We start from the raw sequence: 24,438 nt of genomic DNA on the forward strand, positions 1-24,438 counted from the left end.
AATGTGAGTACCCTGCGATGATAAATACAACAAAGCTTGATCCGATCGAAACCGCGTCCATTGATGAATTGCAGGCGTTGCAGACCGCGCGCCTGAAGTGGACGCTGAACCACGCCTACAACAACGTTCCGATGTACAAACGCAAGTTTGACGCCGCGGGCGTTCACCCTGACGATTTTAACGAGCTGGCGGACCTGCAAAAATTCCCGTGCACCACCAAGCAGGATCTGCGCGACAACTACCCGTTCGATACCTTTGCGGTGCCGATGGAGCAGGTGGTGCGCATCCACGCCTCGTCGGGCACCACCGGAAAGCCGACCGTGGTGGGATATACCCAGAATGATATCGACAACTGGGCCAATATAGTTGCCCGTTCCCTGCGCGCCGCCGGGGGCAGCGCGAAGGATAAAATTCACGTGGCCTACGGCTACGGGCTATTCACCGGCGGGCTGGGGGCGCACTACGGTGCCGAGCGTCTGGGTGCAACGGTGATCCCGATGTCCGGCGGCCAGACGGAGAAGCAGGCGCAGCTGATCCGCGATTTTCAGCCGGATATGATCATGGTGACGCCCTCATACTGCCTGAATTTAATTGAAGAACTGGAGCGTCAGATGGGCGGTGACGCCAGCGCCTGTTCCCTGCGCGTCGGCGTGTTTGGCGCCGAGCCGTGGACGCAGGCGATGCGCCGCGAAATTGAAAAACGGCTGGGCATTACCGCGCTGGATATCTATGGTCTCTCCGAGGTGATGGGGCCGGGCGTGGCGATGGAGTGTCTTGAAACCGCTGACGGCCCGACCATCTGGGAAGATCACTTCTACCCGGAGATCGTCAACCCGAATGACGGCACGCCGCTGGCTGACGGCGAGCAGGGCGAACTGCTGTTCACCACCCTGACCAAAGAGGCGCTGCCGGTGATCCGCTACCGCACCCGCGACCTGACGCGCCTGCTGCCGGGCACTGCACGCACCATGCGCCGGATGGATCGCATCAGCGGGCGCAGCGACGACATGCTCATCATTCGCGGCGTGAACGTCTTCCCGTCACAGCTGGAAGAGGAGATCGTTAAGTTCGAACATCTTTCGCCACACTATCAGCTGGAGGTGAACCGCCGCGGGCATCTTGATTCACTTTCGGTGAAGGTCGAGCTGAAACAGAGCAGCTTAACGCTGACCCATGAGCAGCGCTGTCAGGTCTGCCATCAGCTGCGTCATCGGATTAAATCGATGGTGGGGATCTCGACCGACGTGATGATCGTTAACTGTGGCAGCATACCGCGCTCCGAGGGTAAAGCCTGCCGGGTGTTTGATTTGCGTAAAGTGGCAGCCAACGGTTGAATTCCCCTCACCCCAGCCCTCTCCCAAAGGGAGAGGGTGTATTAAGTTCCCTCTCCCTTTGGGAGAGGGTTAGGGTGAGGGTACACCCCAGATTCGTATGCTATGATTCATCCAGGAAAAAAATAACAACAGAATGAATCACATGAATAAACTTGATGCCTTTATCCAGCATGCAGTCAGCTCTGTTCCCGTCAGCGGAACGTCGCTTATCTCCTCACTGTATGGCGACGCGCTTTCGCACCGCGGCGGAGAGATCTGGCTCGGCAGCCTGGCGGCCCTGCTGGAAGGGATGGGATTTGGCGAGCGCTTTGTGCGCACCGCGCTGTTTCGCCTCAACAAAGAGGGCTGGCTGGATGTGTCCCGCATTGGCCGCCGCAGCTTTTACCGTCTCAGCGACAAGGGGCTGCGTTTGACCCGCCGCGCGGAAAATAAAATCTACCGTGCGGAACTGCCGGCGTGGGATGGCAAATGGCTGCTGCTGCTCTCCGAGGGGCTGGATAAAACCACCCTCGCGGATGTGAAAAAACAGCTCATCTGGCAAGGGTTCGGCACGCTGGCGCCGAGCCTGATGGCCTCGCCGTCGCAGAACCTGGCGGACGTGCAGTCTCTGTTGCATGATGCGGGCGTGGCGGAAAACGTCATTTTCTTTGAGGCCCATTCACCGCTGGCCTTATCACGTGCAGCGTTACGAGCCCGCGTGGAAGAGTGCTGGCAGTTGACCGAACAAAACGCGATGTACGAAACGTTTATCAACTCGTTCCGTCCGCTGTTGCCGCTGCTGAAAGAAACGCCGCCTGAGGATTTGACCCCGGAACGCTGCTTCCAGATCCAGCTGTTACTCATTCATTTTTATCGTCGCGTGGTGCTGAAAGATCCGCTGTTGCCGGAGGAGTTACTTCCTGCGCACTGGGCGGGACAGAGCGCGCGACAGCTGTGCATTAATATCTACCAGCGCGTGGCGGCGGGAGCCCTGGCGTTTGTCAGTGAGAAGGGGGAAACCTCCGTGGGCGAGCTGCCCGCTCCCGGCACGCTTTATCACCAGCGTTTTGGTGGTCTGAATATCACATAAGGAGAGGGTATGCCTGTTTATCAAATTGATGGTCTGACGCCGGTCGTGCCTGAAGAGAGCTATGTTCACCCGACCGCGGTGCTGATTGGCGACGTGATCCTCGGCAAAGGTGTTTACGTAGGCCCCAACGCCAGCCTGCGCGGTGATTTTGGCCGGATCGTGGTGAAAGACGGCGCGAACATCCAGGATAACTGCGTGATGCACGGTTTTCCGGAGCAGGACACGGTGGTGGAAGAGGACGGGCATATCGGCCACAGCGCGATCCTGCACGGCTGCATTATCCGCCGTAATGCGCTGGTGGGGATGAATGCGGTCGTGATGGACGGGGCGACGATCGGCGAAAACAGCATCGTTGGGGCGGCGGCGTTTGTGAAGGCCAAAGCGGAAATGCCTGCGAATCACTTGATTCTTGGCAGTCCGGCGAAAGCGATTCGTGAGCTAAGCGCGCAGGAAATAGAGTGGAAAAAGCAGGGCACGCGGGAGTATCAGGTGCTGGTGGACCGTTGTAAGCAGACGCTGCACCAGGTGGAGCCGCTGCGGGAAGAAGAGCCAGGACGCAAACGGCTGGTCTTCGATGAGAATTTACGGCCCAAGTCGGCTGGCCGGGATAAATAAGGCTGTTCGCTCCCGCACGTTGATCAAGGCGTGAAAATGAGCTCAATACGCATCCGGCAGGGGCCGGTCAATCGACACCAGCTTTCCGCGCTTCATGGTGATTAAGGTCACCGACGGCGTGTATCAGATCCGTAATCTCGATCTCTCCAACATGACCATCATTGAGGGCGAGAAGGGCATTACCGTTATCGACCCGCTGTTAAGCGCTGAACCGGCGAAAGAAGCGCTGGATCTCTACTATGCAAACCGCGGCAAGAAACCGGTCGTCGCTGTGGTGATCACCCACAGCCACGTTGACCACTATGGCGGCCTGCGCGGCGTGGTTGACGAAGCTGACGTCAAGTCTGGCAAAGTGAAAATCTACGCGCCGGATGGCTTTATGAAAGAGGCGGTTTCCGAAAACATTATGGCCGGAAACGCGATGAGCCGCCGTGCGAGCTATATGTACGGCAACCTGCTGAAGCCGAATGCAAAAGGCCAGGGGGGTGCAGGCCTTGGCACCACCACCTCTGCGGGTACTGTCACCCTCATCCCGCCGACCGACTACATTACCCATACCGGTCAGGAAGAAGTGATCGACGGTTTGACCTACGACTTTATGATGGCGCCGGGTTCAGAAGCTCCGTCGGAGATGCTGTGGTACGTCAAAGAGAAGAAAATGATCGAGGCCGCAGAGGACGTGACCCATACTCTGCACAACACCTACTCCCTGCGCGGCGCGAAAATCCGCGACCCGCTGGCCTGGTCTAAGTACATTAACGCCGCCATTGAGCGCTGGGGCGCGGACGCGGAAGTGATTATTGCGCAGCACCACTGGCCGACCTGGGGTAACGAGAATATCGTCAAGCTGATGAAAGGTCAGCGCGATATGTACCGCTACATCAACGACCAGACCCTGCGTATGGCAAACAAGGGGCTCACCCGCGACAAGATCGCCGCCGAGTTTAAACTGCCGGAATCGCTGGAAAAACAGTGGGCAAGCCGCGGTTACTACGGCTCCGTTAGCCACGACGTCAAAGCCACCTACGTGTTTTATCTCGGCTGGTTCGACGGCAACCCGGCAACCCTCGACGAGCTGCCGCCTGAACTGGCTGCGAAGAAGTTCGTGCAGTACATGGGCGGCGCTGATGCCATCATGCAGAAAGCCAAAGCGGATTATCAGCAGGGTAATTACCGTTGGGTTGCTCAGGTGGTAAGCAAAGTGGTCTTTGCCGATCCTAACAACCAGGCTGCCCGTAATCTGGAAGCCGACGCGCTTGAGCAGTTAGGTTACCAGGCGGAAGCGGGCACCTGGCGTAACTTCTACCTGACCGGCGCGCAGGAACTGCGTAATGGCGTGCTGAACCATACCGCCAACGCGCAGGCGAAGGCTGCTGACGCAACCATCACGCTGGACCGTACCACGCTGAACAACATCATCCTTAAGAAAGAGACGCTGAAGCAGGCGATGGATAAGGGTGACGTGAAGGTGAGCGGAAACGGGGCGAAGCTGGAAGAGATGCTGAGCTACATGGACACATTTGACTTCTGGTTCAATATTGTGACGCCATAAGTTTAGCGTTCATCCTGGTTAATCCTGGCGCCTTGTTGCGATAAGGCGCCATTTTTTTATTCACGCATTGCCAGCGCGCTGGCGCTTGCCGGATCGAACAGCGAAATACTCTCGATCTGATCCAGCATGATCACTTTGCGAAAATCCATGGCGCTTTTGGGCTCTGAATCGAGCGTAATGTCATGCTCGGCATACCATTTGCTGTAGTTATGTTCGATACAGAGCTGCATGTTTTTCCCGTCACGGTAGCCGCTCAGCATCGGAATAAGCACGATATTGGCCGTTTTTTCATACTCCAGCGTGGCGGTATGGATCATCCCAATATAGATCCGCCGCGATTTCAGCGTGACGTGCGCCAGTTCACCTTCCTCCATGCACTGATAGAGCAGCTGTTCAATCCCGCTCGATTGCGCCAGCCGCTTGTAGAGCTTTTTTCGGCCTTCGCCGTCCAGCCGCGCGCTCCCGGCCCAGTTCGAACGGTAGAGACAGAACAGGATCGCGAAGGTCAGCATTACCACCACCGGGGCCTGAATCCCCAGGAAGCTCCAGTTCATAAAATCAATTTGCCAGTCGGCATATTTTGCAGACGTGAAATGGAACGTGTTATCGGCGGCGGAGAGGGCGAACAACAGCAGCCACAACAGGCCGGTGGCGATCACTCCCTGAAGAACAAAAATACAGCCATACAGCGCCACAAGAAAATAGACGTCCCAGCCAAAGGAGCGCTTGATTTTAAACCGTGTTGAGAGGTCGCGGCTGGTGTACCAGTACCCGCATACCATCAATACCATGAATATTGCCGTTCCCATTTCAGGCCCTCTTCAGCGCGTTGACATGGCGCAGAAAGTCCTGCCGCACCTCGTGGCTTTTGTAGTTAACCGAGGCGTTTCCATCCTGATCGATGATGATGCGGTCGCCATCCTCTACGGCTTCGATAATTTCCTGGTGACTCATGACCTGCAACAAGGATTCCGGGCTGGAAAAGAGCGTCATCAGTAAATGTTTCATCGCGTGACATCCTTATGAATTAAAAGGATAAGTCTGGAAGATAAATGGCACCTTTGCCTTAAGGTTATCCCTAAAAAAACGGCAGCCTGGCGGCGAAATTCAACTTTATGCTCAAAATGGTTGCGCGAGGTAACATTTCAGGTCTTTGAAAAATAATAAGAATAAAAAATATATCTGCGCAAACTTGGACGAATAACGTTAATTGTGTAAGTTTAAATTATGCGATTTCGCTACGTTGTTTACACCCAGGATGTGACCCATGAGCACGTTGCCGTCCGTCATCAGTCGGTTCGTTGATTACTACGCCACGCTGGATACCCAGCCACCTTCGGCGCTGGCGGGGATTTATCGCGCCGATGCCACGCTTATCGATCCCTTTGGCGAACATAGCGGGGTGTTCGCGATCCAGCGCTATTTCACCCACTTGCTGGCTAACGTCCAGCACTGTCGCTTTACCGTTGATGCGCCGTTGCAGCAGGGCGATCGCTTTGTGGTCACCTGGATGATGCACTGGTCGCACCCGCGTATTGCCCGGGGTGCAGTGCGACAGCTGCCGGGCTGCTCCGTGGTAGACATGCGCGACGATCGCATTGTTCGCCAGCGGGATTACTACGATGCCGGAGAGATGATTTACGAACATCTCCCGATACTCGGCTGGGCCGTACGCGGCGTGAAGCGGAGAGTGAAATCATGAAAACGGTTCTGATCACCGGCGCAAGCTCGGGCATCGGGGCGGGGCTGGCGAAATCTTTTGCCGACGATGGTTACCGGGTGATTGCCTGCGGGCGCGATGCGCAACGTCTGGCCGCTGTGCATCAGCACAGCCCCAACATCACGGTGCGCCTGTTCGATATGACAGACAGGGACGCCTGTCGCCAGGCGCTGGCGGACTGTGCTGCCGACACGGTGATTCTCTGCGCCGGAACCTGCGAGTATCTCGACCGCGGCGAGGTGGATGCCGAGCTGGTGGCGCGGGTCATGACCACCAATTTCATGGGGCCGGTAAACTGCCTTGCGGCGTTGCAGCCGCAACTGGTATCCGGCAACCGCGTGGTGCTGGTCAGTTCGATGGCGCACTGGCTTCACTTCCCGCGAGCCGAAGCCTATGGGGCCTCTAAAGCGGCGTTAACCTGGTTTGCCGACACGCTGCGCCTCGACTGGGAACCGAAAGGGATTGCCGTCACGGTCGTTTCACCCGGTTTTGTCGACACGCCGCTGACCCGCAAAAACGATTTCCCGATGCCGGGCCGGGTCAGCGTAGAGCACGCCGTCCACGCCATTCGTCGCGGTCTGGCAAAAGGGAAGGATCACATCGCGTTTCCCGCCGGGTTCAGCCTGGCGCTGCGCCTGCTTTCCGGCCTGCCCGATGTACTTAAGCGCGCACTGCTGCGCAGGATGGTGCGACCATGAAAATCGCAATTATCGGCAGCGGCATCGCCGGGTTAACCTGTGCCTGGCGGCTCGCCGGACATCATCAGATCACGGTGTTTGAGGCGCAGGCCACCCCGGGCGGCCATACTGCAACGGTAGATGTCGACACGCCCCAGGGCACCTTTGCCATCGATACCGGTTTTATCGTCTACAACGACCGCACCTATCCGCGCTTCATGGGGCTGCTCAGCGAACTGGGCATCAGCGGGCAAAAAACGCAGATGAGCTTTTCGGTGCAGAACCCGCAGAGCGGGCTGGAGTATAACGGGCACACGCTGACGTCGCTGTTCGCCCAGCGTCGTAATCTGCTGAGCCCTGCCTTCTGGACGCTACTGAAGGAGATCGTGCGCTTTAACCGGCTGGCGAAACAGACGCTCCGGGGCGAAGTCGATGGATCCGCCACGCTGGAAACGTTCCTGCGCCAGCACCGCTTTACGCCCTTTTTTGCGCGCCACTACATCCTGCCAATGGGAGCGGCTATCTGGTCGTCGTCGATACAGGAGATGAAACGCTTTCCGCTGCCGCTCTTTTTACGCTTTTTTGAAAACCACGGTCTGCTGGACATTACCCATCGTCCGCAGTGGTACGTCGTGCCAGGCGGCTCCCGGGAGTATATCCGCGCGATGATGGACAAGCTTGGCGATCGCCTGACGCTGCACCTCAACGCGCCGGTTCAGAAGGTTGTTCGCCACGATCGTGGCGTCGATATTGAGCGGGAAGGCGTCACTCATACCTTCGATCAGGTGATCTTCGCCTGTCACTCTGCTCAGGCGCTGGCGATGCTCGCCAGCCCAACGCAGGCTGAACGTGAGGTGCTGGGTGATATCGGCTGGCAGCGTAACGAGGTGGTGCTTCACAGCGATCCGCGCTGGCTGCCGGTGCGCAAGCGCGCGTGGGCGAGCTGGAACTACCGCCTCAGCGAGCAGGATCGGGCCAGCGCCTGCGTCACCTACAACATGAATATCTTGCAGGGACTGCCGCCGGGTAGCCCGCTGTTTTGCGTCACCCTCAACCCGGAAACGCCGGTGGAAGAACGCTATGTGCTGCGCCGCTTTGTCTATGAGCATCCGCTTTTTAACCCGCAAAGCTGGCAAGCCCAGGCCCGACGCGGAGAAATAAACGGTCGCCAGCGGAGCTGGTTCTGCGGCGCGTACTGGTACAACGGCTTCCACGAAGATGGCGTACGCAGTGCGCTGGACGTGGTCAACGCTATCGCGGCCGGGGAGGGCAACTGAGATGAACAGCTGCCTTTACCACGGCACATTGCGCCATCGTCGGCTTGCGCCAAAAGCGCACCACTTTACCTACAGCGTCTTTATGGCCTGGCTCGATCTCGATGAGCTGGACGCGCTGCCCTCCGTCGGCGTGCGCCGTAACCGCGTTGCGCCCGCGGCATTTTATGATGCGGACTACCCGCTGGGCACGCCGCTCAAAGAGCACGTCCTTGAGCGTCTGGAAAATCTGACCGGCGAGCGTCCGGCGGGGCGGGTCATGCTTCTGACTCAGCTGCGCTATTTCGGTTTTCATTTCAACCCGGTCAATTTTTACTACTGCTATGACGGCGAAGACACTCTGCGCTGGGTTCTCGCCGAAGTGCGTAACACGCCGTGGAATGAACGACATTACTACGCGGTAGCGGGGCGGGACGCCCCGCCGACGGAGAAAGCTTTTCACGTCTCGCCCTTTAATCCGATGGATATGGTTTACCACTGGCGCTTCAACAGCCCGGACAGCACGCTGCGCATGCATATCGAAAACCATCAGGAGACGAAGGTGTTTGATGCCACCCTGACGCTACGCCGGGCGCCGCTGACGCGCGCAGCGCTGCGTTCGCTGCTGGCGCGGATCCCGTTGATGACCCTCAAAACCGTTTTCGCCATTTACTGGCAGGCGCTCAGGCTGTGGCTGAAGCGCGTGCCGCTGCATAACCATCCCATCAGCAGGAGTGAACGCTCATGACCGATCCCGTCTTTGCGCTTGAACCCGATATCCCGCGCAACGTCCGCGTCGCGCGATGGTTGCTCTTCCGCCTGCTGAACGGTCTGCGCGGTGGCTCGCTGACGCTGCGTGAAGGCGCGCAGACGTTCCAGTTCGGCGACGCCTCCGCCGCGCTTCATGCTGAGGTGCAGGTACTTGCTCCGGGCGTCTACTGGCGCATTTTAACCGGGGGCAGCCTCGCCGCGGCACAAGCGTGGATGGATGGCGACTGGGAGACGCCCCACCTGACGCCGCTGCTGGAGCTGATTGCACGTAATAGCCAAATCCTCGGGCAACTGGAAAAAGGGTTTCGCCTGCTCGGGAAACCGGTGGAGCGGCTACGGCACTGGATGCGGCGCAACTCCCGCGCTCAGGCGCGTGAAAATATTGCCGCCCATTACGATCTGGGCAACGCCTTCTACGCCCATTTCCTTGATGAAGACCTGCTGTACTCCAGCGCGCTGTTTAACGGGGACGAGCAGGATTTGAACGCGGCTCAGCAGGCGAAAATGGCCAGGCTGTGCGACCAGCTGGCGCTCACGGCAAACGATCATCTGCTGGAGATTGGCACCGGCTGGGGGGCGATGGCGGAGTACGCCGCCCGTCACTACGGCTGTCGGGTGACCACCACCACGCTGTCGCAGGAGCAGTACCACTGGGCCACCGCGCGGATCGCCCGGGCAGGGTTGCAGGATCGCGTTGAGGTGCTGCTTTGCGACTACCGCGATCTGACCGGGGTTTACGACAAACTGGTCTCGGTTGAGATGATCGAAGCCGTCGGCCAACGCTACCTGCCAACGTTTTTCCGTACCTGTCAGGCGCGTCTGCGTCCAGGCGGGCGGATGGCGATTCAGGCCATCACCATTCAGGATCAGCGCTATCGCGACTACAGCAAAAGCGTCGATTTTATTCAGCGCTACATCTTCCCCGGCGGCTTTTTGCCCAGCATCACCGCCATGAATGAACTGATGACCCGCCATACCGATTTTGTGGTGCGTAATCTCTTCGATATGGGGCCGGACTACGCCCGCACGTTGGCGCACTGGCGTCAGCGTTTCGTTCACGCCTGGCAGGAGATTGAAAAGCTCGGGTTTGATGACCGTTTCCGGCGGATGTGGCTGTACTACCTCGGCTACTGTGAAGCCGGGTTTAATGCCCGCACCATCAGCGTGGTGCAGCTGACTGCGGAACGCGTATGAAGCGTTACGGGCAGGTATTTCTGTTGGCCATCGGGTTTGATCTCTACTGGACGCTGGTGGTGCTGTTTCGCGAGCAGGGGCTGGTCATCTGGATCGCGCTGGCGGTGCTTGCCTGGCTGTTATTACCGCCATCACACCGGGTATACGCCCTTGTGCTGGCGGCGTCGGGTGCGTTGCTGGACGCCCTCTGGGCGCTGACGGGGCTGATTGCGTTCACGGGCGCGTCCCTGATGCCGCTATGGATGGTGGCGCTGTGGCTAATGTTTGCCACCGTCTGGACGCACCTGACCCGCACGACCACCTTGCCAGGATGGTTGCTGACGGTGCTGGCGACTCTGGGCGGACCGGTAGCCTACCTGATCGGCGAGCATCTTGGGGCCATTACGTTTCAGGAGCCGACCTTTATCGTCGTCAGCTGGATGTTCCCCGGCTGGCTGGTGCTGATGCTGTTTTTCCACCTGTTGATGGGGAGACAACAATGAGAAATCTGGTACTGATGCTCGCGTTATCCGTCTTCACCTGTACCGTGCAGGCGGCAGACTGGCTGAGCTGGCGCAAGGTGGGTGACGCCACCCTCACCTGGGGGCCGTTTACCGTCTATACCTCTCAGCTTCTGACGCCCGACGGCAGCTATACAGGATTAGACGGCGATAATGCGCTGATTATCACCTATGCCCGGGACATCGATGGTGACGACCTGGTCGAGGCGACCCGCGACCAGTGGCAGGCGCAGGGCATTTTGCAGCAGGAGCCGCAGAGTGAAGCCTGGCTACGCATGCTGTCCACGCTCTGGCCCGACGTCACGCCCGGCACGCAGCTCGCGTTTGTGGTTAATAACGGCCAGGGACAATTCTGGTATCGCCCCACGGCGTCGCAGAAAAAATTTACGCCACTCGGGCCACGCCAGACGGCAGCGTTTAGCTCACGCTTTCTGGCGATCTGGCTCGATCCCCGCACCGAATATCCTGAACTGCGTCAGCAGTTAACTGGAGGAGCACAATGAAACGTTTCCTGCTTATGGCGCTTGCCCTGACGATGCTGGTGGCCGGATGTAGCACCGAGGTGACAGAGTATCGTCAGCAGCAGCCACGGCTTGATATTTTTACTTACTTCCAGGGGAAAACCGAGGCGTGGGGGATGGTGCAGGATCGCAGCGGTAAGCAGATCCGCCGTTTTCACGTCGAGATCGCCGGGGATGTTATCGGCGATACGCTGACCCTGAACGAGCATTTTGTCTACGATGACGGCGAAAAGCAGCAGCGCGTCTGGCATATCCGCCGCGTTGGGCAGAATCGCTATGAAGGCACGGCGGGTGACATAGAAGGTGTCGCGACAGGCCAGGCGGCGGGCAATGCCCTTAACTGGCGCTACAGCATGAACGTGAAGGCGGACGGCAAAACCTGGCTGCTGTACTTTGATGACTGGATGTATTTGCAGGACAGCACCCGTCTGTTCAATAAAACTGAGATGAAGAAATTTGGCGTCACCGTCGCCACGGTGACGCTGTTCTTTACCCGCAAAGAGGGCGGTTAATCCTCTTCGGGCTGAAGTTTACTGCTTGAGTAAATGAAGAAGAGCGCAATACTCAGGCAGACGACGGCCCCGAAACGGCTCACTGAAAACGGAATGGCTTCATTGTTCAGCCAGCCAAAGTTATCAATCAGCATGCTCATGGCCAGCTGGCCCAGGATAACCGCTACCGTGGCAACAGCGGTCCCGATGCGCTGCACCGCGAGCACCATAATCACGATATAGGGCACGCCGCAGAGGGCGCCCAGAAGCTGCCATTTGGGTACATCCATCAGGCTGACCGCCTGTTTCGGCTCAAAAAAGAAGATCAGCAGGGCGGTCACCAGCGCGCCGACGGAAAACGTCAGAAACGCACTTTTGAATACCCCCACGCTGCTGCCTAATTGCCCGTTGATGGCAGCCTGAATGCTCAGCGTTGCGCCGCCAATCACCGCCAGAATAATCATAATCACTGTCATAACGTTACCCCTGCGCCACGAGAATGAGCGCGGCGATGATAAATCCCAGCGCAATAATGCGTTTTGTATCGATCCTGCGGTGCGGCGTACCCAGCAGGCCATAGTGGTCAATAATCAGGCTTTTAAAAACCTGGCCTGCCAGAATGCCGATCATCGTCATGGCAATGCCGATCGCAGGCGTGGCAATGGTGAGAATGATGACGTAAACCGGGCCGAGCACGCCGCCCAACAGGTGCCATGAAGGCTGCGCAAAAAATGAGGGACTGTTGCGGGGGCTGAAAAACAGCATCAGCAGAAACGTTAGCCCCGTTCCCACGCTAAATATGCTGAACGCCGCCCACAGGTCGCCCACCTCTGCGCCCAGCGGCCCCAGCAGCCCGGCTTCCACGGACAGCCCCATGCCACCGGCAATCACCAGTAAAATTAAAATAATTTGCATAACGCTTTTTCTCCTTTTTCCAGGCGGAGAAGATTACGTCTGAACATCATTGAGAAAAATGCCATAATGCAGGAAACACCTGTGCAGGAAATGCATTAATGATGGATGCCGGACATATCAGCATTCGCGCGCTGCTGATCTTCATCGACGTTTATGAAACGCAGAATTTCTCCGTGGTGGCGAGGCGGGAAGGGATTTCTGCGTCGCAGGTCTCACGCGTGATCCACCAGCTTGAGGACGCCCTCGGGCAACAGCTTTTCTACCGCAACACGCGGGCGATTATGCCCACAGAGAGCGGGCATCTTTTTGTGCGCTATGCCCGGGCAATGGCCGGGAATATGGAGGACGCGCGACGCGAGCTGGATGAACGCGCCCGCGAGCCGTCGGGCACGCTGCGTATCAATGGCCCGGTCTTTTTCGGACAGAGGCACATCGCGCCTGGCCTGCCGGGGCTTCTGGCGCGTTACCCTCGTCTCTCCATTGAACTGACCCTCACCGACGATTTTATCGATCCGCACCGTGACGCCGCGGACGTTATCTTCCGCATCGGCGCGCTGACGGACTCCTCGTTTCACGCCCGGGTGTTCGGGCAGCAGTTCTACCATCTGGCGGCCTCGCCGGACTATCTGCAAAAACATGGCGCACCCGAGGGGCCGGACGATCTCAGCCGTCACCACTGTCTGGTTTACCGCGGCTCGTCCGGGCCTAACCGCTGGCTGATCCGACAGCCGGGCGAGGCGTGGGTTCACTATCCCATCGTACCGCTGATGACTTCCAATAACGCGGAAACGCTCCTGATTGCGGCGCTGGGCGGTATGGGCGTTGTGCTTTTCCCGGACTGGATGGTGAGCGAACGACTCAAAAGCGGTGAGCTGGTGGCACTGCTGCCGGAAATGGAGTGTTCAATTAATACGGAGCCATTGACGATTGCGGCGATTTACCCGAACGCGCGTCATCCGCCCCTGAACGTCAGGGCGGTGATTGATTACTATATTGAGCGATTCGGTACGCCGCTGTACTGGCAAACCTGAAGGTTAGCGGGCAAGCTCGCGACGGATAATGTCAGCCCCGGCGCTTAACGCCTTCAGCTTACCGTTGGCGACCTGGCGGGAAAGGGGAGCCATACCGCAGTTGGTGGACGGATAGAGCTTGTCTGCATCAACAAACTGCAACGCCTTACGCAGCGTATCGGCGACCTCTTCAGGCGTTTCGATGGTCTGGGTGGCGACGTCAATTGCCCCGACCATCACTTTTTTACCACGGATAAGCTCCAGCAGATCCATCGGCACGCGCGAGTTGTGGCACTCCAGCGAGATAATATCGATCTTTGAGGTCTGCAACTTAGGAAACGCCTCTTCATACTGGCGCCACTCGGAGCCGAGCGTCTTTTTCCAGTCCGTATTGGCTTTGATGCCGTACCCGTAACAGATATGTACCGCGGTTTCGCATTTCAGTCCTTCAATGGCGCGCTCCAGCGCGGCAATGCCCCAGTCATTCACCTCGTCGAAAAAGACGTTAAAGGCAGGTTCATCGAACTGAATAATGTCGACACCGGCCGCCTCCAGCTCGCGGGCTTCCTGATTAAGGATTTTTGCGAACTCCCAGGCCAGCTTTTCACGGCTTTTATAGTGAGCATCGTATAGCGTGTCGATCATGGTCATCGGGCCGGGCAGCGCCCACTTGATCGGCTTGTCCGTCAGCTGGCGCAGGTATTTCGCGTCGTCAACAAACACCGGTTTCTGACGCGCCACCGCGTCTACCACGGTCGGCACGCTCGCATCGTAACGGTTACGGATGCGTACCGTCTGACGGTTCTCAAAATCCACGCCGCTGAGATGTTCAATAAAGGTGGTGACGAAATGCTGGCGAGTTTGTTCCCCGTCGCTGACGATATCAATCCCGGCGCGAATCTGTTCATCCAGAGACAAACGTAGCGCATCCTGTTTCCCTGCAAGTAATTCCTCGTCCTGGAGTTTCCACGGCGACCAGAGCGTTTCCGGCTGCGCAAGCCAGGTGGGTTTCGGCAGGCTGCCAGCCGTCGATGTCGGGAGCAATGTTTTCATGAGAAGAACCTTTTATCCGTATTAAATGAAAGCGTGAAGTGATGAGACCACTGCTCAAGAAGGGTTTTGTAGGGTTTGATAAACCGCTCTTCGGTATATTTCCCCTGTTCAATGGCCAGCCGGCTGCGCTCTTCACGGTCATAGACGATTTTTGTTAATGAGTGATCCTGCTGATTCAGGTCGGGCTGATAGCACTGTCCCGCAGCGGAGTTGGCATTGTAAATTTCCGGTCGATAGATCTTCTGGAACGTCTCCATGGTGCTGATGGTGCCGATCAGCTCCAGATTGGTGTAATCACGCAGTAAATCGCCGGTGAAGAAGAAGGCGAAAGGCGCGACGCTGTTTTCCGGCATGAAATAGCGAACCTTCAGGCCCATCTTCGCGAAGTACTGTTCCGTTAGCGACTCGCCGTCCGGCTGGTACTCATACCCCAGCACCGGGTGGTGGTTACCGGTACGACGATAGGTGTCTTTGCTGGAGACGCTCAGGCAGATCACCGGCGCTTTTTTGAAGTTCGCCTGATATTCCTCAGAATGAACGAAGCTTTTAAAGATATTGCCGTGCAGCTCGCCAAAATTCTCGGGGAGGGTAAAACGGGGTTGATCTTTATTATGCTCCAGCAGCAGGACGCTGAAATCATAGTCACGAACATACGATGAGAAGTTATTTCCGACGATGCCTTCGATGCGCTCGTGGGTTTTTTTATCCACGATTGTCGTTTGCAGAATTTCGATGGCCGGGAAAGTAAAATCGCCGCCGATATTCATATCGACTGAAATAATCTCCAGCTCGACGGCATAGCGGTCAGCTTTCGGGTTATCCCAGCTCGCCAGCGCGTTAAAGCGGTTGTTGATCATCACCAGCGTGTTGCGCAGGTTCTCCTGACGCTTCTCGCCACGCGCCAGGTTGGCGAAGTTGGTGGTGGTACGCGTGTTTTCTGACGGGTTATAATTTTCATCAAAGCAACTGCGCTTAAGGGTAAATGTGAAAGCCTGACTCATTTGGTTATGCATCCTAAGTTCATGTTGCCGGAACGTTATCAATGCATAATTTATGCCTGAGCCCCTGGCGCAGGGGAAGTGACTTAATTTCACTGCAACATGAGGGTTCTTCATGAACTGCGCGATTCAGGTATAATCCCCCGACATTTCCAACCGGTTTAAACGAACATGACAAAACTCACCCTACAAGAGCAGATGCTGAAAGCGGGCTTAGTCAGCAGTAAAAAGATGGCCAAGGTCCAGCGCACGGCGAAAAAATCCCGCGTCCAGGCTCGCGAGGCGAGAGAGGCTGTTGAAGAGAACAAGAAAGCCCAGCTGGAGCGTGATAAGCAGCTGAGCGAACAGCAAAAACAGGCGGTGCTGGCAAAAGAGTTCAGGGCGCAGGTGAAGCAGCTGATTGAGATGAACCGCATCACCGTGGCGAAGGGCAACATTACCTTTAACTTTACCGACGGCAACCTGATCAAAAAAATCGAGGTCGATAAGCAGACGCAAACCCAGCTGATCAACGGCCGTCTGGCGATTGCCCGACTGGTGATTAATGCGAAGGGCGACTGTGATTACGCGATTATCCCGGCGGTGGTGGCGGATAAAATTGCCCAGCGCGATGCGGACAGCATTGTGCTTAACAGCGCGCTGAGTCAGGAAGAGCAGGACGAAGACGATCCGTACGCAGACTTTAAAATCCCTGACGATTTAATGTGGTAATCCCCGCTCAGAATGGCGCGGCGTGACGGGCGTTTATCGTCTCGCCGCTCAGCGGATGAATAAAATTCAGAACGCTGGCATGCAGCATCAGCCGGGGCGTTTCTTCCGCGCCCGGCCATTCCAGACCACCATACAGATCGCACCCCAGAATAGGGTGGCCTAACTGCTGGCAGTGAATGCGCAGCTGGTGGGTGCGACCGGTCTCTGGGGTAAGCTCTACCCGCGTCAATGGCATTGTCGTATCCTGATAAATACGTTCCATCACCCGATAGCGAGAGCGAGCGGGCTTACCGGTGCGGGCACAGATCGTCATCAGCGGAAACAGTGCCGGATCTTTGGCAATCGGGGCATCCACGGTCCCTTCGTCCTGTTCCACATGTCCGCACAGCAGGGCGGTGTAAACCTTGCTCACGGCGCGCTGGCTGAACTGGTGACAAAGCGCGGCGTTAATCGCCTTGTTACGCGCAATGACCATCAGGCCCGAGGTGCCAAAATCAAGGCGATGCACCAGCGTGCAGCCGGGAAAGGTTTGCACCAGACGGTAGTGGACGGAATCACGGTTTTGCGGATTTTTTCCCGAGAGGCTAAGCAGGCCGGAAGGTTTGTTGATCAGCAGCAGATGCTCGTCCTGCCAGAGGATCTCAATGTCGTCGTGACAGGGTGGTGCAATAAACGTATCGATTATGACAGACATCAGGCCGCCCGGCTGGAGAGTGGGTGCGGATGATAACGAAATATGCAGGAAAAGAAAAACCCTCCCACGGGGCGGTGAGAGGGGGAGATCTTAGGCAGCGACCAGGCTGTCGATAGCGGCTTTCGCGTCGGACTGCGCTTTGGTAGCCACTTCCGGGCCGTAAGCGATACCTTCAGCGAACACAAAGTTCACGTCGGTAATGCCGATGAAGCCGAGGAACAGGGTCATGTACGGCGCCACCAGGTCGGTTGGGGTATCTTTGTGAATACCGCCGCGGCTGGTCAGTACAACCGCACGCTTGCCTTTCACCAGACCTTCCGGGCCGTTCTCGGTGTAACGGAAGGTTACGCCAGCGCGCGCCACCAGGTCGAAGTAGTTCTTCAGCTGGGTAGGAATGTTGAAGTTGTACATTGGGGCGTTGATCACGATAACGTCGTGCGCCTGCAATTCAGCAATCAGCTCGTCGGAAAGCGCCAGGGCTTCCTGCTGACGCGGGGTAAGAGGCGCATCGCTCGGACGCAGCGCGCCAACCAGCTCGCCGTCCAGCACAGGAATTGGGTTTGCTGCCAGGTCACGCACGGTGATTTCATCCGCGCTGTGCTGTTCACGCCACTGTTCAACGAAATAGTCAGACAGCTGACCAGACTGTGAATACCCTGCCAGAATACTGGATTTCAACACTAATACTTTGCTCATGGGAAATTCCTGTTTTGTATTTGATTGAGGGGGTTGCCCCGTTGCTTGTTGACACTTTATTCACAATCCTGCCACAGGGATAGCGCAATATATCGAAGCCTATGTTCGAATTTTTTGAATAAGGCGCGCAAAGCGCTGATGTGGTACTCTATAGCAATCATTAAAAAGAGATTTTATCCGGCAGTGCACTGCCCGTTAACGCTATGACAGAACACCAAAAATTGACCTTCTCCATGCTGATGCAAATGCTTGATTCACTGATGCTGCGCGATAAACAGCGGTTTGCGCGCCGTCTGCACGGCGTTAAGAAGGTTAAAAATCCTGATGCACAACAGGCCATTTACCAGGAAATGGCCAAAGAGATTGAACAGGCGGCAGGGAAAGTTGTGCTGCGTGAAGCCGCACGTCCGGAGATTACCTATCCGGAAAACCTGCCCGTCAGCCAGAAGAAACAGGACATTCTTGAGGCCGTACGCGACCACCAGGTGGTGATCGTCGCGGGGGAAACCGGTTCAGGTAAAACCACTCAGCTGCCGAAAATTTGCATGGAGCTGGGCCGCGGGTTGAAAGGGCTGATCGGTCACACCCAGCCGCGTCGTCTGGCGGCGGGCACCGTGGCGAACCGTATTGCGGAAGAGCTGCAAACGGAGCCGGGCGGCTGCATCGGCTACAAGGTGCGATTCAGCGACCACGTCAGCGATAACACCATGGTTAAGCTGATGACAGACGGTATCCTGCTGGCGGAAATCCAGCAGGATCGTCTGCTGATGCAGTACGACACCATCATCATCGATGAAGCGCACGAGCGCAGCCTGAACATCGACTTCCTGCTCGGCTACCTGAAAGAGCTGCTGCCCCGGCGTCCGGATCTGAAAATCATCATCACCTCTGCGACCATTGACCCGGAGCGTTTCTCAAAACATTTCAACAATGCGCCGATTATTGAAGTCTCAGGCCGAACCTACCCGGTTGAAGTGCGCTATCGCCCGATTGTGGAAGAGGCGGACGATACCGAGCGCGACCACCTTCAGGCCATCTTCGATGCCGTCGACGAGCTGGGCAACGAGAGTTCTGGCGACATTCTGATCTTCATGAGCGGCGAGCGCGAGATCCGCGATACCGCCGATGCGCTCAGCAAACGCGATCTGCGCCATACCGAGATCCTGCCGCTGTACGCGCGCCTGTCCAACAGTGAGCAGAACCGCGTGTTCCAGCCGCACAGCGGACGCCGCATCGTGCTGGCGACCAACGTGGCCGAAACCTCGCTCACCGTGCCGGGCATTAAATACGTGATCGACCCGGGTACGGCGCGCATCAGCCGCTACAGCTACCGAACCAAAGTTCAGCGCCTGCCGATTGAGCCGGTTTCCCAGGCGTCGGCTAATCAGCGTAAGGGCCGCTGCGGCCGCGTGTCGGAAGGGATCTGTATTCGTCTTTATTCGGAAGACGATTTCCTGTCGCGCCCGGAGTTTACCGATCCGGAAATTCTGCGGACCAACCTGGCATCCGTTATCCTGCAAATGACCGCGCTGGGGCTGGGCGATATCGCCGCCTTCCCGTTTGTGGAAGCGCCGGATAAACGCAATATTCAGGACGGGGTGCGCCTGCTGGAAGAGCTGGGGGCCATCACCACCAACGAGCAGGCGACGGCCTACAAGCTAACGCCATTGGGCCGCCAGCTTAGCCAGTTGCCGGTCGACCCGCGTCTGGCGCGCATGGTGCTGGAGGCGCAAAAACACGGCTGCGTGCGCGAGGCGATGATCATCACCTCGGCGCTCTCCATTCAGGATCCGCGCGAGCGCCCAATGGACAAACAGCAGGCGTCGGATGAAAAACACCGTCGCTTCCACGATAAAGAGTCTGATTTCCTGGCCTTTGTGAATCTGTGGAACTACCTGGGCGAGCAGCAAAAAACGCTCTCTTCAAATCAGTTCCGCCGTCAGTGCCGGGTGGATTTCCTCAACTACCTGCGCGTGCGCGAGTGGCAGGATATCTATACCCAGCTGCGCCAGGTGGTAAAAGAGCTGGGCATTCCGGTCAACAGTGAACCGGCGGAGTACCGCGAAATTCATATCGCCCTGCTGACCGGCCTGCTGTCCCATATCGGGATGAAGGATGCGGATAAACAGGAATTTACCGGCGCACGCAACGCGCGTTTCTCCATCTTCCCGGGCTCCGGGTTGTTTAAAAAGCCGCCGAAGTGGACCATGGTCGCCGAGCTGGTGGAAACCAGCCGTCTGTGGGGGCGTATCGCCGCGCGTATCGATCCGGAGTGGGTTGAGCCGGTGGCGCAGCACCTGCTGAAACGCTCATACAGCGAGCCGCACTGGGAGCGCGGGCAGGGCGCGGTGATGGCGACGGAAAAAGTCACCGTCTACGGCCTGCCGGTGGTGGCCGCGCGTAAGGTTAACTACAGCCAGATCGATCCGGCGCTGAGTCGCGAGCTGTTTATCCGCCATGCGCTGGTGGAGGGCGACTGGCAGACGCGTCATGCGTTCTTCCGCGAAAACCTGAAGCTGCGCGCCGAGGTGGAAGAGCTTGAGCACAAGTCCCGCCGCCGCGACATTCTGGTGGACGACGAGACGCTGTTTGAGTTTTACGACCAGCGCATCAGCCACGATGTGATCTCGGCGCGCCATTTCGACAGCTGGTGGAAGAAAGCCAGCAAAGAGGCCCCGGACCTGCTCAACTTCGAAAAGAGCATGCTGATCAAAGAGGGCGCGGAGTCGGTCAGCAAGCTCGACTACCCGAACTTCTGGCATCAGGGCAACCTCAAGCTGCGTCTGACCTATCAGTTTGAGCCAGGGGCCGACGCGGACGGCGTGACCGTTCATATTCCGCTGCCGCTTTTAAACCAGGTCGACGAGAGCGGGTTTGAGTGGCAAATTCCCGGCCTGCGCCGCGAGCTTGTCATTGCATTAATCAAATCCCTGCCTAAACCGGTGCGGCGTAACTTTGTGCCGGCGCCGAACTACGCCGAAGCGTTTTTGGGCCGCGTCACGCCGCTGGAGCTGCCGCTGCTGGACGCGCTGGAGCGTGAGTTCCGACGCATGACCGGGACCACCATCGACCGCGACGACTGGAACTGGGATCAGGTGCCCGATCACCTGAAAATCACCTTCCGCGTGGTGGACGATAAAAACAAAAAGCTGCTGGAAGGCCGCTCGCTTTCGGAACTGAAGGACGCCCTGAAGGGCAAAGTGCAGGAAACCCTGTCTGCCGTGGCGGACGACGGTATCGAGCAGAGCGGGCTGCACATCTGGAGCTTTGGTCAGCTTCCGGAAAGCTATGAGCAGAAGCGCGGGAACTATAAGGTCAAAGCCTGGCCCGCGCTGGTTGATGAGCGCGACAGCGTGGCGATTAAGCTCTTTGACAATCCGCAGGAACAACAGCAGATGATGTGGCGCGGGCTGCGTCGACTGCTTCTGCTTAACATCCCGTCGCCGATTAAGTATCTGCACGAGAAGCTGCCGAACAAAGCCAAGCTGGGGCTCTACTTTAACCCGTACGGTAAGGTGCTGGATCTGATCGACGACTGCATCTCCTGCGGTGTGGATAAGCTGATCCACGAGGCGGGCGGTCCGGTCTGGACGGAAGAGGGCTTTGCTCAGCTTCATGAAAAGGTGCGCGCGGAGCTGAACGACACCGTGGTGGAGATTGCCAAACAGGTCGAGCAGATCCTTACCGCCGTGTTCAATATCAACAAGCGCCTGAAGGGTCGGGTGGATATGACCATGGCCCTGGGGCTGTCGGACGTGAAGGCGCAGATGGCGGGGCTGGTGTATCGCGGCTTTGTCACCGGCAACGGCTTTAAGCGTCTGGGCGATACGCTGCGTTATTTGCAGGCGATTGAGAAGCGTCTGGAGAAAATGGCGGTCGATCCGCATCGCGATCGCGCGCAGATGCTGAAAGTCGAAAACGTGCAGCAGGCGTGGCAGCAGTGGCTCAACAAACTGCCGGCAGCGCGTCGCGATGACGACGACGTGCGGGAGATCCGCTGGATGATCGAGGAGCTGCGCGTCAGCTTCTTTGCCCAGCAGCTCGGTACGCCGTATCCGATTTCGGATAAGCGTATCTTGCAGGCGATGGAGCAGATCTCCGGCTAAAACCGTTGCCCGGTGGCGCTGCGCTTACCGGGCCTACGGGAGAGCATGTGGGCCGGGTAAGGCGCAGCGCCACCCGGCATGTTTTCACGCACTGCTCCAACCGCCGCCCAGCGCTTTATACAAATCAATTTGCGCCAGCAACAGGTTGTTTTTCACCTGTACCACGCTGGTCTGCACCGAGAACAGCGTGCGCTGCGCATCGAGCACATCCAGATAAGAAGAGTACCCGTTGCGGTAGCGGTTTTGCGCAATCCGCAGCGTCTCCTGCGCGACCGCCTGCTGTGCCAGCAGCTCGGTAAGCTGTTCCTGATAGCGGGTGATGGCATCAAGGCTGTCATTCACCTCAGCAAACGCGTTACGCACGGTTTTTTCGTAGCTATACAGAGCCTGATTCCGCTGGGACTGGGAGATATCCACCTGCGCATTCAGCGCCTGACGGTTCAGCAGCGGCGCAAGAATACTGCCGCCCACGCTCCAGAGCTGTAGGGGGTTATCCAGCAATCCCGACAGCGTGCGATCCTGCACCGATCCCGTGGCCGTGAGGTTGATCGACGGCAGCAGGCTGGCGCGCGATGCCGCCAGCGTCGCGTCTGCCGCAATCAGCTGACGTTCCGCCTGAACGATATCCGGGCGCCGGTTGAGTAGTGTCGACGGCAGCTGGGAGGGCAGTTTCAGCGGCGTCAGGGCATCAAAGCTTTCACCGCGCGCAACGTCACCCGGGTTGCTGCCCAGCAGCAGGCTAAGCGCATTTTCCTGCTGTGCAATCTGGTGCTGAAGCAGTGGAACCTGGGCGCGGGTGGCGCGCAGCTCAGAATCCGATTGCATCAGCTCAAGGCGAGAGCTGTATCCCGTCTCAAATTGTCGTTTGGCGAGATTGAACGCCTCTTCACGCGACTTCAGCGTGGATTGGGTAACGCGAAGCTGTTCATCCAGCGACAGCAGGGTGACATACCCGGAGGCCACCGATGATGCGACGGTAAGATCAGCCGCCGCTGCCGCCGCCTTTTGTGCCTCCAGCGATGCTTCAGCGGCACGGGAGGTGCTACGGTTTACGCCCCAGATATCCACGTCGTAGCTGGCGGTCAGGCTGCCTTTGTACAACGTACCGTATACCGGAAGCCCCGTGGCGGCGGACTGCGAGCGCGCGCGCGTCCCGGTCACGCCCGCGTCAAGCGACGGGAACAGACTGCCGTCGGCGGCGAACACCCGGGCCTGGTACTCGTTAATCCGCTCGCGTGCAATCAGCACGTCGCTGTTGTTCTTCAGCGCCTGATCCACATAGCGGTTCAGATTGCTGTCGTGAAAATTTCGCCACCAGAGCTGCTCTGTCGGGCTGGCTGGCCCCGACGTCGCGCGCCATTGGGCCGGTATGTGCAGGGACGATTTGGCGGGCTCAACGTCAACCGACTGGCATCCCGCCAGGATAGCCATCATCAGCAGGCCGGCTATCGGGCGAAGCGTCATTGTTTCGCCTCCCGCGTGTCGATGGTCACCTGCACCGACATGCCAGGGCGCAGCAGCCGGTACGCCTCCGGCTCACCGAGTACTTCAATGCGTACCGGGATGCGCTGGGCGATTTTAACAAAGTTGCCCGTGGCGTTATCCGGGGTGATAGCGCTGAACTCGACGCCTGTGGCCGGGGATATGCTCTCCACGCGGCCCTGATAGGCTTTATCGTTTAAGGCATCGACGGTGAATTTCACCGGCTGTCCGACGCGTAAATTCGCCAGCTGCGTCTCTTTGATATTGGCGATCACCCAGTGCTGCGGCGGGACCAGCGTGGTAAGGTGCGTCCCGGCGGCGACGTACGCCCCCAGACGCACTGCAATCTGCCCGAGCTGACCATCACGCGGCGCGACAATCCGGGTGTTTTGCAGATCGATCTGCGCCAGCTCCAGCGCGGCTTTCGCATTCTCAACGTCGGCCTCCAGCGAACCGCGATTGACGATAACCGTTTGTAAATCCTGACGCGACATCTCAAGCGTTGCTTTCGCCTGGTCGATATCGGCGCTCCCCTGGGCGGCACTGGCCAGTGCCGAATCGCGCTCGCGAATGGAAAGGGAGCCGTCCGCGGTCAGCTCTTTCACGCGTTTCAAATCCGCCTGGGTTTTCAGACTTTGGGCACGGGCGTTTTTCAGCGCCGCCTCGTTTTTGGCAATCACCGCTTCCGCGCTTCTGCGCTGTTGCAGGTTGTTATTAAGAGCTGCAATTTTCATTGCCAGCTGCGCCTCGGCCTGATGGACGCGCTGGCGATAGATACGGTCATCTATCTGCAACAGCAGCTCGCCTTTTTTAACCTGCGCGAAATCCTGAACATGGACCTCGGTAATGTAGCCGTTTACCTGAGGACTGATGAACGTAGTCTGGCCGCGCACGTAGGCGTTATCGGTAAACTGGGCATGACGCGTGAACGGGGGCAGCTGCCAGGCATAAAGGATCACCAGTACTCCGACAATGCCGATAGCCGCGGCGGTGAAAATGGACACGACGCGCACGTTTTTACGGGTGTTGGCCTGCTCTTTGGCGGCATCCTGCTGACTCATAACCTCTCCTGAAAA

At 57.8% G+C, this 24,438-nt stretch carries 24 protein-coding genes and 1 pseudogene; 15 read left to right on the forward strand and 10 right to left on the reverse strand.

From position 1 onward, the window contains the following. The first annotated feature begins 17 nt into the window (after positions 1 to 17). The 4 genes and pseudogenes from paaK to ACOTYB_RS17850 form a co-directional block, all read left to right on the forward strand. Positions 18 to 1,334 (forward strand): phenylacetate--CoA ligase PaaK, encoded by a 1,317-nt coding sequence (gene paaK, locus ACOTYB_RS17835; protein ID WP_022648028.1) that lies wholly within the window; start codon positions 18 to 20, stop codon positions 1,332 to 1,334. A 133-nt stretch (positions 1,335 to 1,467) separates the two neighbouring features. Continuing rightward, positions 1,468 to 2,403 carry a phenylacetic acid degradation operon negative regulatory protein PaaX gene (gene paaX / locus ACOTYB_RS17840; RefSeq protein WP_032628228.1) on the forward strand — a complete coding sequence of 312 codons (936 nt, stop codon included), beginning with the start codon at positions 1,468 to 1,470 and terminating at the stop codon, positions 2,401 to 2,403. Between the two features lie 9 nt (positions 2,404 to 2,412). Further along, positions 2,413 to 3,018: a phenylacetic acid degradation protein PaaY gene (gene paaY / locus ACOTYB_RS17845; RefSeq protein WP_006810541.1), complete on the forward strand. Its 606-nt coding sequence runs from the start codon at positions 2,413 to 2,415 to the stop codon at positions 3,016 to 3,018. Between the two features lie 97 nt (positions 3,019 to 3,115). Further along, a pseudogene (locus tag ACOTYB_RS17850) lies at positions 3,116 to 4,570 on the forward strand (alkyl/aryl-sulfatase); the annotation flags it as partial. A gap of 56 nt (positions 4,571 to 4,626) precedes the next feature. Here the strand turns inward: ACOTYB_RS17850 and ACOTYB_RS17855 are convergent. Then, the gene (locus tag ACOTYB_RS17855) at positions 4,627 to 5,379 is read right to left on the reverse strand and encodes a hypothetical protein (RefSeq protein WP_022651152.1); all 753 of its coding nucleotides are present in this window, start codon (positions 5,377 to 5,379) and stop codon (positions 4,627 to 4,629) included. A 1-nt stretch (position 5,380) separates the two neighbouring features. Then, a complete protein-coding gene (locus ACOTYB_RS17860) occupies positions 5,381 to 5,578 on the reverse strand; it encodes a hypothetical protein (protein ID WP_003857318.1) in 198 nt (65 codons plus the stop codon). Positions 5,579 to 5,837: 259 nt separating this feature from the next. Between ACOTYB_RS17860 and ACOTYB_RS17865 the strand changes: the two genes are divergently transcribed. The 8 genes from ACOTYB_RS17865 to ACOTYB_RS17900 are packed head-to-tail and all read left to right on the forward strand — an operon-like array spanning position 5,838 to position 11,718. Beyond that, positions 5,838 to 6,272 (forward strand): nuclear transport factor 2 family protein, encoded by a 435-nt coding sequence (locus ACOTYB_RS17865; protein WP_003857316.1) that lies wholly within the window; start codon positions 5,838 to 5,840, stop codon positions 6,270 to 6,272. Beyond that, positions 6,269 to 6,988 carry an SDR family NAD(P)-dependent oxidoreductase gene (locus ACOTYB_RS17870; protein WP_220153810.1) on the forward strand — a complete coding sequence of 240 codons (720 nt, stop codon included), beginning with the start codon at positions 6,269 to 6,271 and terminating at the stop codon, positions 6,986 to 6,988. The genes ACOTYB_RS17865 and ACOTYB_RS17870 overlap by 4 nt, the downstream gene beginning before the upstream one ends. Continuing rightward, positions 6,985 to 8,244 (forward strand): NAD(P)/FAD-dependent oxidoreductase, encoded by a 1,260-nt coding sequence (locus ACOTYB_RS17875; RefSeq protein ID WP_409249041.1) that lies wholly within the window; start codon positions 6,985 to 6,987, stop codon positions 8,242 to 8,244. Before ACOTYB_RS17870 ends, ACOTYB_RS17875 begins: the two co-directional genes overlap by 4 nt. Before the next feature lies 1 nt (position 8,245). After that, entirely contained in the window at positions 8,246 to 8,968 is a 723-nt protein-coding gene (locus ACOTYB_RS17880) for a DUF1365 domain-containing protein (RefSeq protein ID WP_220153811.1), read from the forward strand. Continuing rightward, complete coding sequence (locus ACOTYB_RS17885) at positions 8,965 to 10,185, forward strand: SAM-dependent methyltransferase (protein WP_003857310.1); 1,221 nt, start codon at positions 8,965 to 8,967, stop codon at positions 10,183 to 10,185. Before ACOTYB_RS17880 ends, ACOTYB_RS17885 begins: the two co-directional genes overlap by 4 nt. Further along, on the forward strand, positions 10,182 to 10,667 hold the full coding sequence (locus ACOTYB_RS17890) for a DUF2878 domain-containing protein (RefSeq protein ID WP_003857308.1): 486 nt from the start codon (positions 10,182 to 10,184) through the stop codon (positions 10,665 to 10,667). The genes ACOTYB_RS17885 and ACOTYB_RS17890 overlap by 4 nt, the downstream gene beginning before the upstream one ends. Continuing rightward, a complete protein-coding gene (locus tag ACOTYB_RS17895) occupies positions 10,664 to 11,188 on the forward strand; it encodes a hypothetical protein (protein WP_023314102.1) in 525 nt (174 codons plus the stop codon). The genes ACOTYB_RS17890 and ACOTYB_RS17895 overlap by 4 nt, the downstream gene beginning before the upstream one ends. Next, positions 11,185 to 11,718, forward strand: coding sequence for a DUF3833 domain-containing protein (locus ACOTYB_RS17900; protein WP_409249040.1), 534 nt, complete (start codon positions 11,185 to 11,187; stop codon positions 11,716 to 11,718). The genes ACOTYB_RS17895 and ACOTYB_RS17900 overlap by 4 nt, the downstream gene beginning before the upstream one ends. On the opposite strand, the gene ACOTYB_RS17905 is transcribed toward ACOTYB_RS17900, so the two are convergent. Then, entirely contained in the window at positions 11,715 to 12,173 is a 459-nt protein-coding gene (locus ACOTYB_RS17905) for a DMT family transporter (RefSeq protein ID WP_045333015.1), read from the reverse strand. The two genes, ACOTYB_RS17900 and ACOTYB_RS17905, sit on opposite strands and share 4 nt — an antisense overlap. A gap of 4 nt (positions 12,174 to 12,177) precedes the next feature. Then, on the reverse strand, positions 12,178 to 12,612 hold the full coding sequence (locus ACOTYB_RS17910) for a DMT family transporter (RefSeq protein WP_047654562.1): 435 nt from the start codon (positions 12,610 to 12,612) through the stop codon (positions 12,178 to 12,180). A gap of 98 nt (positions 12,613 to 12,710) precedes the next feature. Between ACOTYB_RS17910 and ACOTYB_RS17915 the strand changes: the two genes are divergently transcribed. Then, positions 12,711 to 13,643: a LysR family transcriptional regulator gene (locus ACOTYB_RS17915; protein ID WP_023303693.1), complete on the forward strand. Its 933-nt coding sequence runs from the start codon at positions 12,711 to 12,713 to the stop codon at positions 13,641 to 13,643. A 3-nt stretch (positions 13,644 to 13,646) separates the two neighbouring features. Here ACOTYB_RS17915 and ACOTYB_RS17920 read toward each other — a convergent pair whose 3' ends face one another. Both ACOTYB_RS17920 and ACOTYB_RS17925 read right to left on the reverse strand, forming a co-directional pair. Beyond that, positions 13,647 to 14,675 (reverse strand): methionine synthase, encoded by a 1,029-nt coding sequence (locus ACOTYB_RS17920; protein ID WP_003857302.1) that lies wholly within the window; start codon positions 14,673 to 14,675, stop codon positions 13,647 to 13,649. Continuing rightward, positions 14,672 to 15,676, reverse strand: a complete 1,005-nt coding sequence (locus tag ACOTYB_RS17925; protein WP_022651153.1) for a DUF1852 domain-containing protein — start codon at positions 15,674 to 15,676, stop codon at positions 14,672 to 14,674. Before ACOTYB_RS17925 ends, ACOTYB_RS17920 begins: the two co-directional genes overlap by 4 nt. 168 nt (positions 15,677 to 15,844) lie before the next feature. Here ACOTYB_RS17925 and ACOTYB_RS17930 point away from each other — a divergent pair, with 168 nt between their 5' ends. Continuing rightward, positions 15,845 to 16,384, forward strand: coding sequence for a DUF2058 domain-containing protein (locus ACOTYB_RS17930; RefSeq protein ID WP_003857300.1), 540 nt, complete (start codon positions 15,845 to 15,847; stop codon positions 16,382 to 16,384). Between the two features lie 7 nt (positions 16,385 to 16,391). Here ACOTYB_RS17930 and ACOTYB_RS17935 read toward each other — a convergent pair whose 3' ends face one another. After that, positions 16,392 to 17,078, reverse strand: a complete 687-nt coding sequence (locus tag ACOTYB_RS17935) for an RluA family pseudouridine synthase (protein ID WP_220153816.1) — start codon at positions 17,076 to 17,078, stop codon at positions 16,392 to 16,394. 90 nt (positions 17,079 to 17,168) lie between these two features. After that, on the reverse strand, positions 17,169 to 17,774 hold the full coding sequence (gene azoR, locus ACOTYB_RS17940; protein ID WP_003857298.1) for an FMN-dependent NADH-azoreductase: 606 nt from the start codon (positions 17,772 to 17,774) through the stop codon (positions 17,169 to 17,171). A gap of 203 nt (positions 17,775 to 17,977) precedes the next feature. On the opposite strand from azoR, the gene hrpA reads away from it, so the two are divergent. Continuing rightward, complete coding sequence (gene hrpA / locus ACOTYB_RS17945; RefSeq protein ID WP_421765854.1) at positions 17,978 to 21,880, forward strand: ATP-dependent RNA helicase HrpA; 3,903 nt, start codon at positions 17,978 to 17,980, stop codon at positions 21,878 to 21,880. Between the two features lie 84 nt (positions 21,881 to 21,964). Here hrpA and ACOTYB_RS17950 read toward each other — a convergent pair whose 3' ends face one another. Continuing rightward, on the reverse strand, positions 21,965 to 23,344 hold the full coding sequence (locus tag ACOTYB_RS17950; RefSeq protein WP_023324614.1) for an efflux transporter outer membrane subunit: 1,380 nt from the start codon (positions 23,342 to 23,344) through the stop codon (positions 21,965 to 21,967). Then, on the reverse strand, positions 23,341 to 24,423 hold the full coding sequence (locus tag ACOTYB_RS17955) for an HlyD family secretion protein (RefSeq protein WP_003857294.1): 1,083 nt from the start codon (positions 24,421 to 24,423) through the stop codon (positions 23,341 to 23,343). Before ACOTYB_RS17955 ends, ACOTYB_RS17950 begins: the two co-directional genes overlap by 4 nt. Positions 24,424 to 24,438: the final 15 nt, after the last annotated feature.

It is taken from the genome of Enterobacter cloacae complex sp. IR5450, from assembly GCF_049238665.1.
GTDB lineage: Bacteria > Pseudomonadota > Gammaproteobacteria > Enterobacterales > Enterobacteriaceae > Enterobacter > Enterobacter hormaechei_C.

Coding starts and splice junctions, on each gene's coding strand:
- ACOTYB_RS17920 (WP_003857302.1), bottom strand. CDS start 14,675: ATGAAAACATTGCTCCCGACATCGACGGCTGGCAGCCTGCCGAAACCC.
- ACOTYB_RS17875 (WP_409249041.1), top strand. CDS start 6,985: ATGAAAATCGCAATTATCGGCAGCGGCATCGCCGGGTTAACCTGTGCC.
- ACOTYB_RS17890 (WP_003857308.1), top strand. CDS start 10,182: ATGAAGCGTTACGGGCAGGTATTTCTGTTGGCCATCGGGTTTGATCTC.
- paaX (WP_032628228.1), top strand. CDS start 1,468: ATGAATCACATGAATAAACTTGATGCCTTTATCCAGCATGCAGTCAGC.
- ACOTYB_RS17935 (WP_220153816.1), bottom strand. CDS start 17,078: ATGTCTGTCATAATCGATACGTTTATTGCACCACCCTGTCACGACGAC.
- ACOTYB_RS17885 (WP_003857310.1), top strand. CDS start 8,965: ATGACCGATCCCGTCTTTGCGCTTGAACCCGATATCCCGCGCAACGTC.
- ACOTYB_RS17900 (WP_409249040.1), top strand. CDS start 11,185: ATGAAACGTTTCCTGCTTATGGCGCTTGCCCTGACGATGCTGGTGGCC.
- azoR (WP_003857298.1), bottom strand. CDS start 17,774: ATGAGCAAAGTATTAGTGTTGAAATCCAGTATTCTGGCAGGGTATTCA.
- paaK (WP_022648028.1), top strand. CDS start 18: ATGATAAATACAACAAAGCTTGATCCGATCGAAACCGCGTCCATTGAT.
- ACOTYB_RS17905 (WP_045333015.1), bottom strand. CDS start 12,173: ATGACAGTGATTATGATTATTCTGGCGGTGATTGGCGGCGCAACGCTG.
- ACOTYB_RS17855 (WP_022651152.1), bottom strand. CDS start 5,379: ATGGGAACGGCAATATTCATGGTATTGATGGTATGCGGGTACTGGTAC.
- ACOTYB_RS17880 (WP_220153811.1), top strand. CDS start 8,246: ATGAACAGCTGCCTTTACCACGGCACATTGCGCCATCGTCGGCTTGCG.
- ACOTYB_RS17860 (WP_003857318.1), bottom strand. CDS start 5,578: ATGAAACATTTACTGATGACGCTCTTTTCCAGCCCGGAATCCTTGTTG.
- ACOTYB_RS17865 (WP_003857316.1), top strand. CDS start 5,838: ATGAGCACGTTGCCGTCCGTCATCAGTCGGTTCGTTGATTACTACGCC.
- ACOTYB_RS17930 (WP_003857300.1), top strand. CDS start 15,845: ATGACAAAACTCACCCTACAAGAGCAGATGCTGAAAGCGGGCTTAGTC.
- paaY (WP_006810541.1), top strand. CDS start 2,413: ATGCCTGTTTATCAAATTGATGGTCTGACGCCGGTCGTGCCTGAAGAG.
- ACOTYB_RS17910 (WP_047654562.1), bottom strand. CDS start 12,612: ATGCAAATTATTTTAATTTTACTGGTGATTGCCGGTGGCATGGGGCTG.
- ACOTYB_RS17895 (WP_023314102.1), top strand. CDS start 10,664: ATGAGAAATCTGGTACTGATGCTCGCGTTATCCGTCTTCACCTGTACC.
- hrpA (WP_421765854.1), top strand. CDS start 17,978: ATGACAGAACACCAAAAATTGACCTTCTCCATGCTGATGCAAATGCTT.
- ACOTYB_RS17950 (WP_023324614.1), bottom strand. CDS start 23,344: ATGACGCTTCGCCCGATAGCCGGCCTGCTGATGATGGCTATCCTGGCG.
- ACOTYB_RS17915 (WP_023303693.1), top strand. CDS start 12,711: ATGATGGATGCCGGACATATCAGCATTCGCGCGCTGCTGATCTTCATC.
- ACOTYB_RS17925 (WP_022651153.1), bottom strand. CDS start 15,676: ATGAGTCAGGCTTTCACATTTACCCTTAAGCGCAGTTGCTTTGATGAA.
- ACOTYB_RS17955 (WP_003857294.1), bottom strand. CDS start 24,423: ATGAGTCAGCAGGATGCCGCCAAAGAGCAGGCCAACACCCGTAAAAAC.
- ACOTYB_RS17870 (WP_220153810.1), top strand. CDS start 6,269: ATGAAAACGGTTCTGATCACCGGCGCAAGCTCGGGCATCGGGGCGGGG.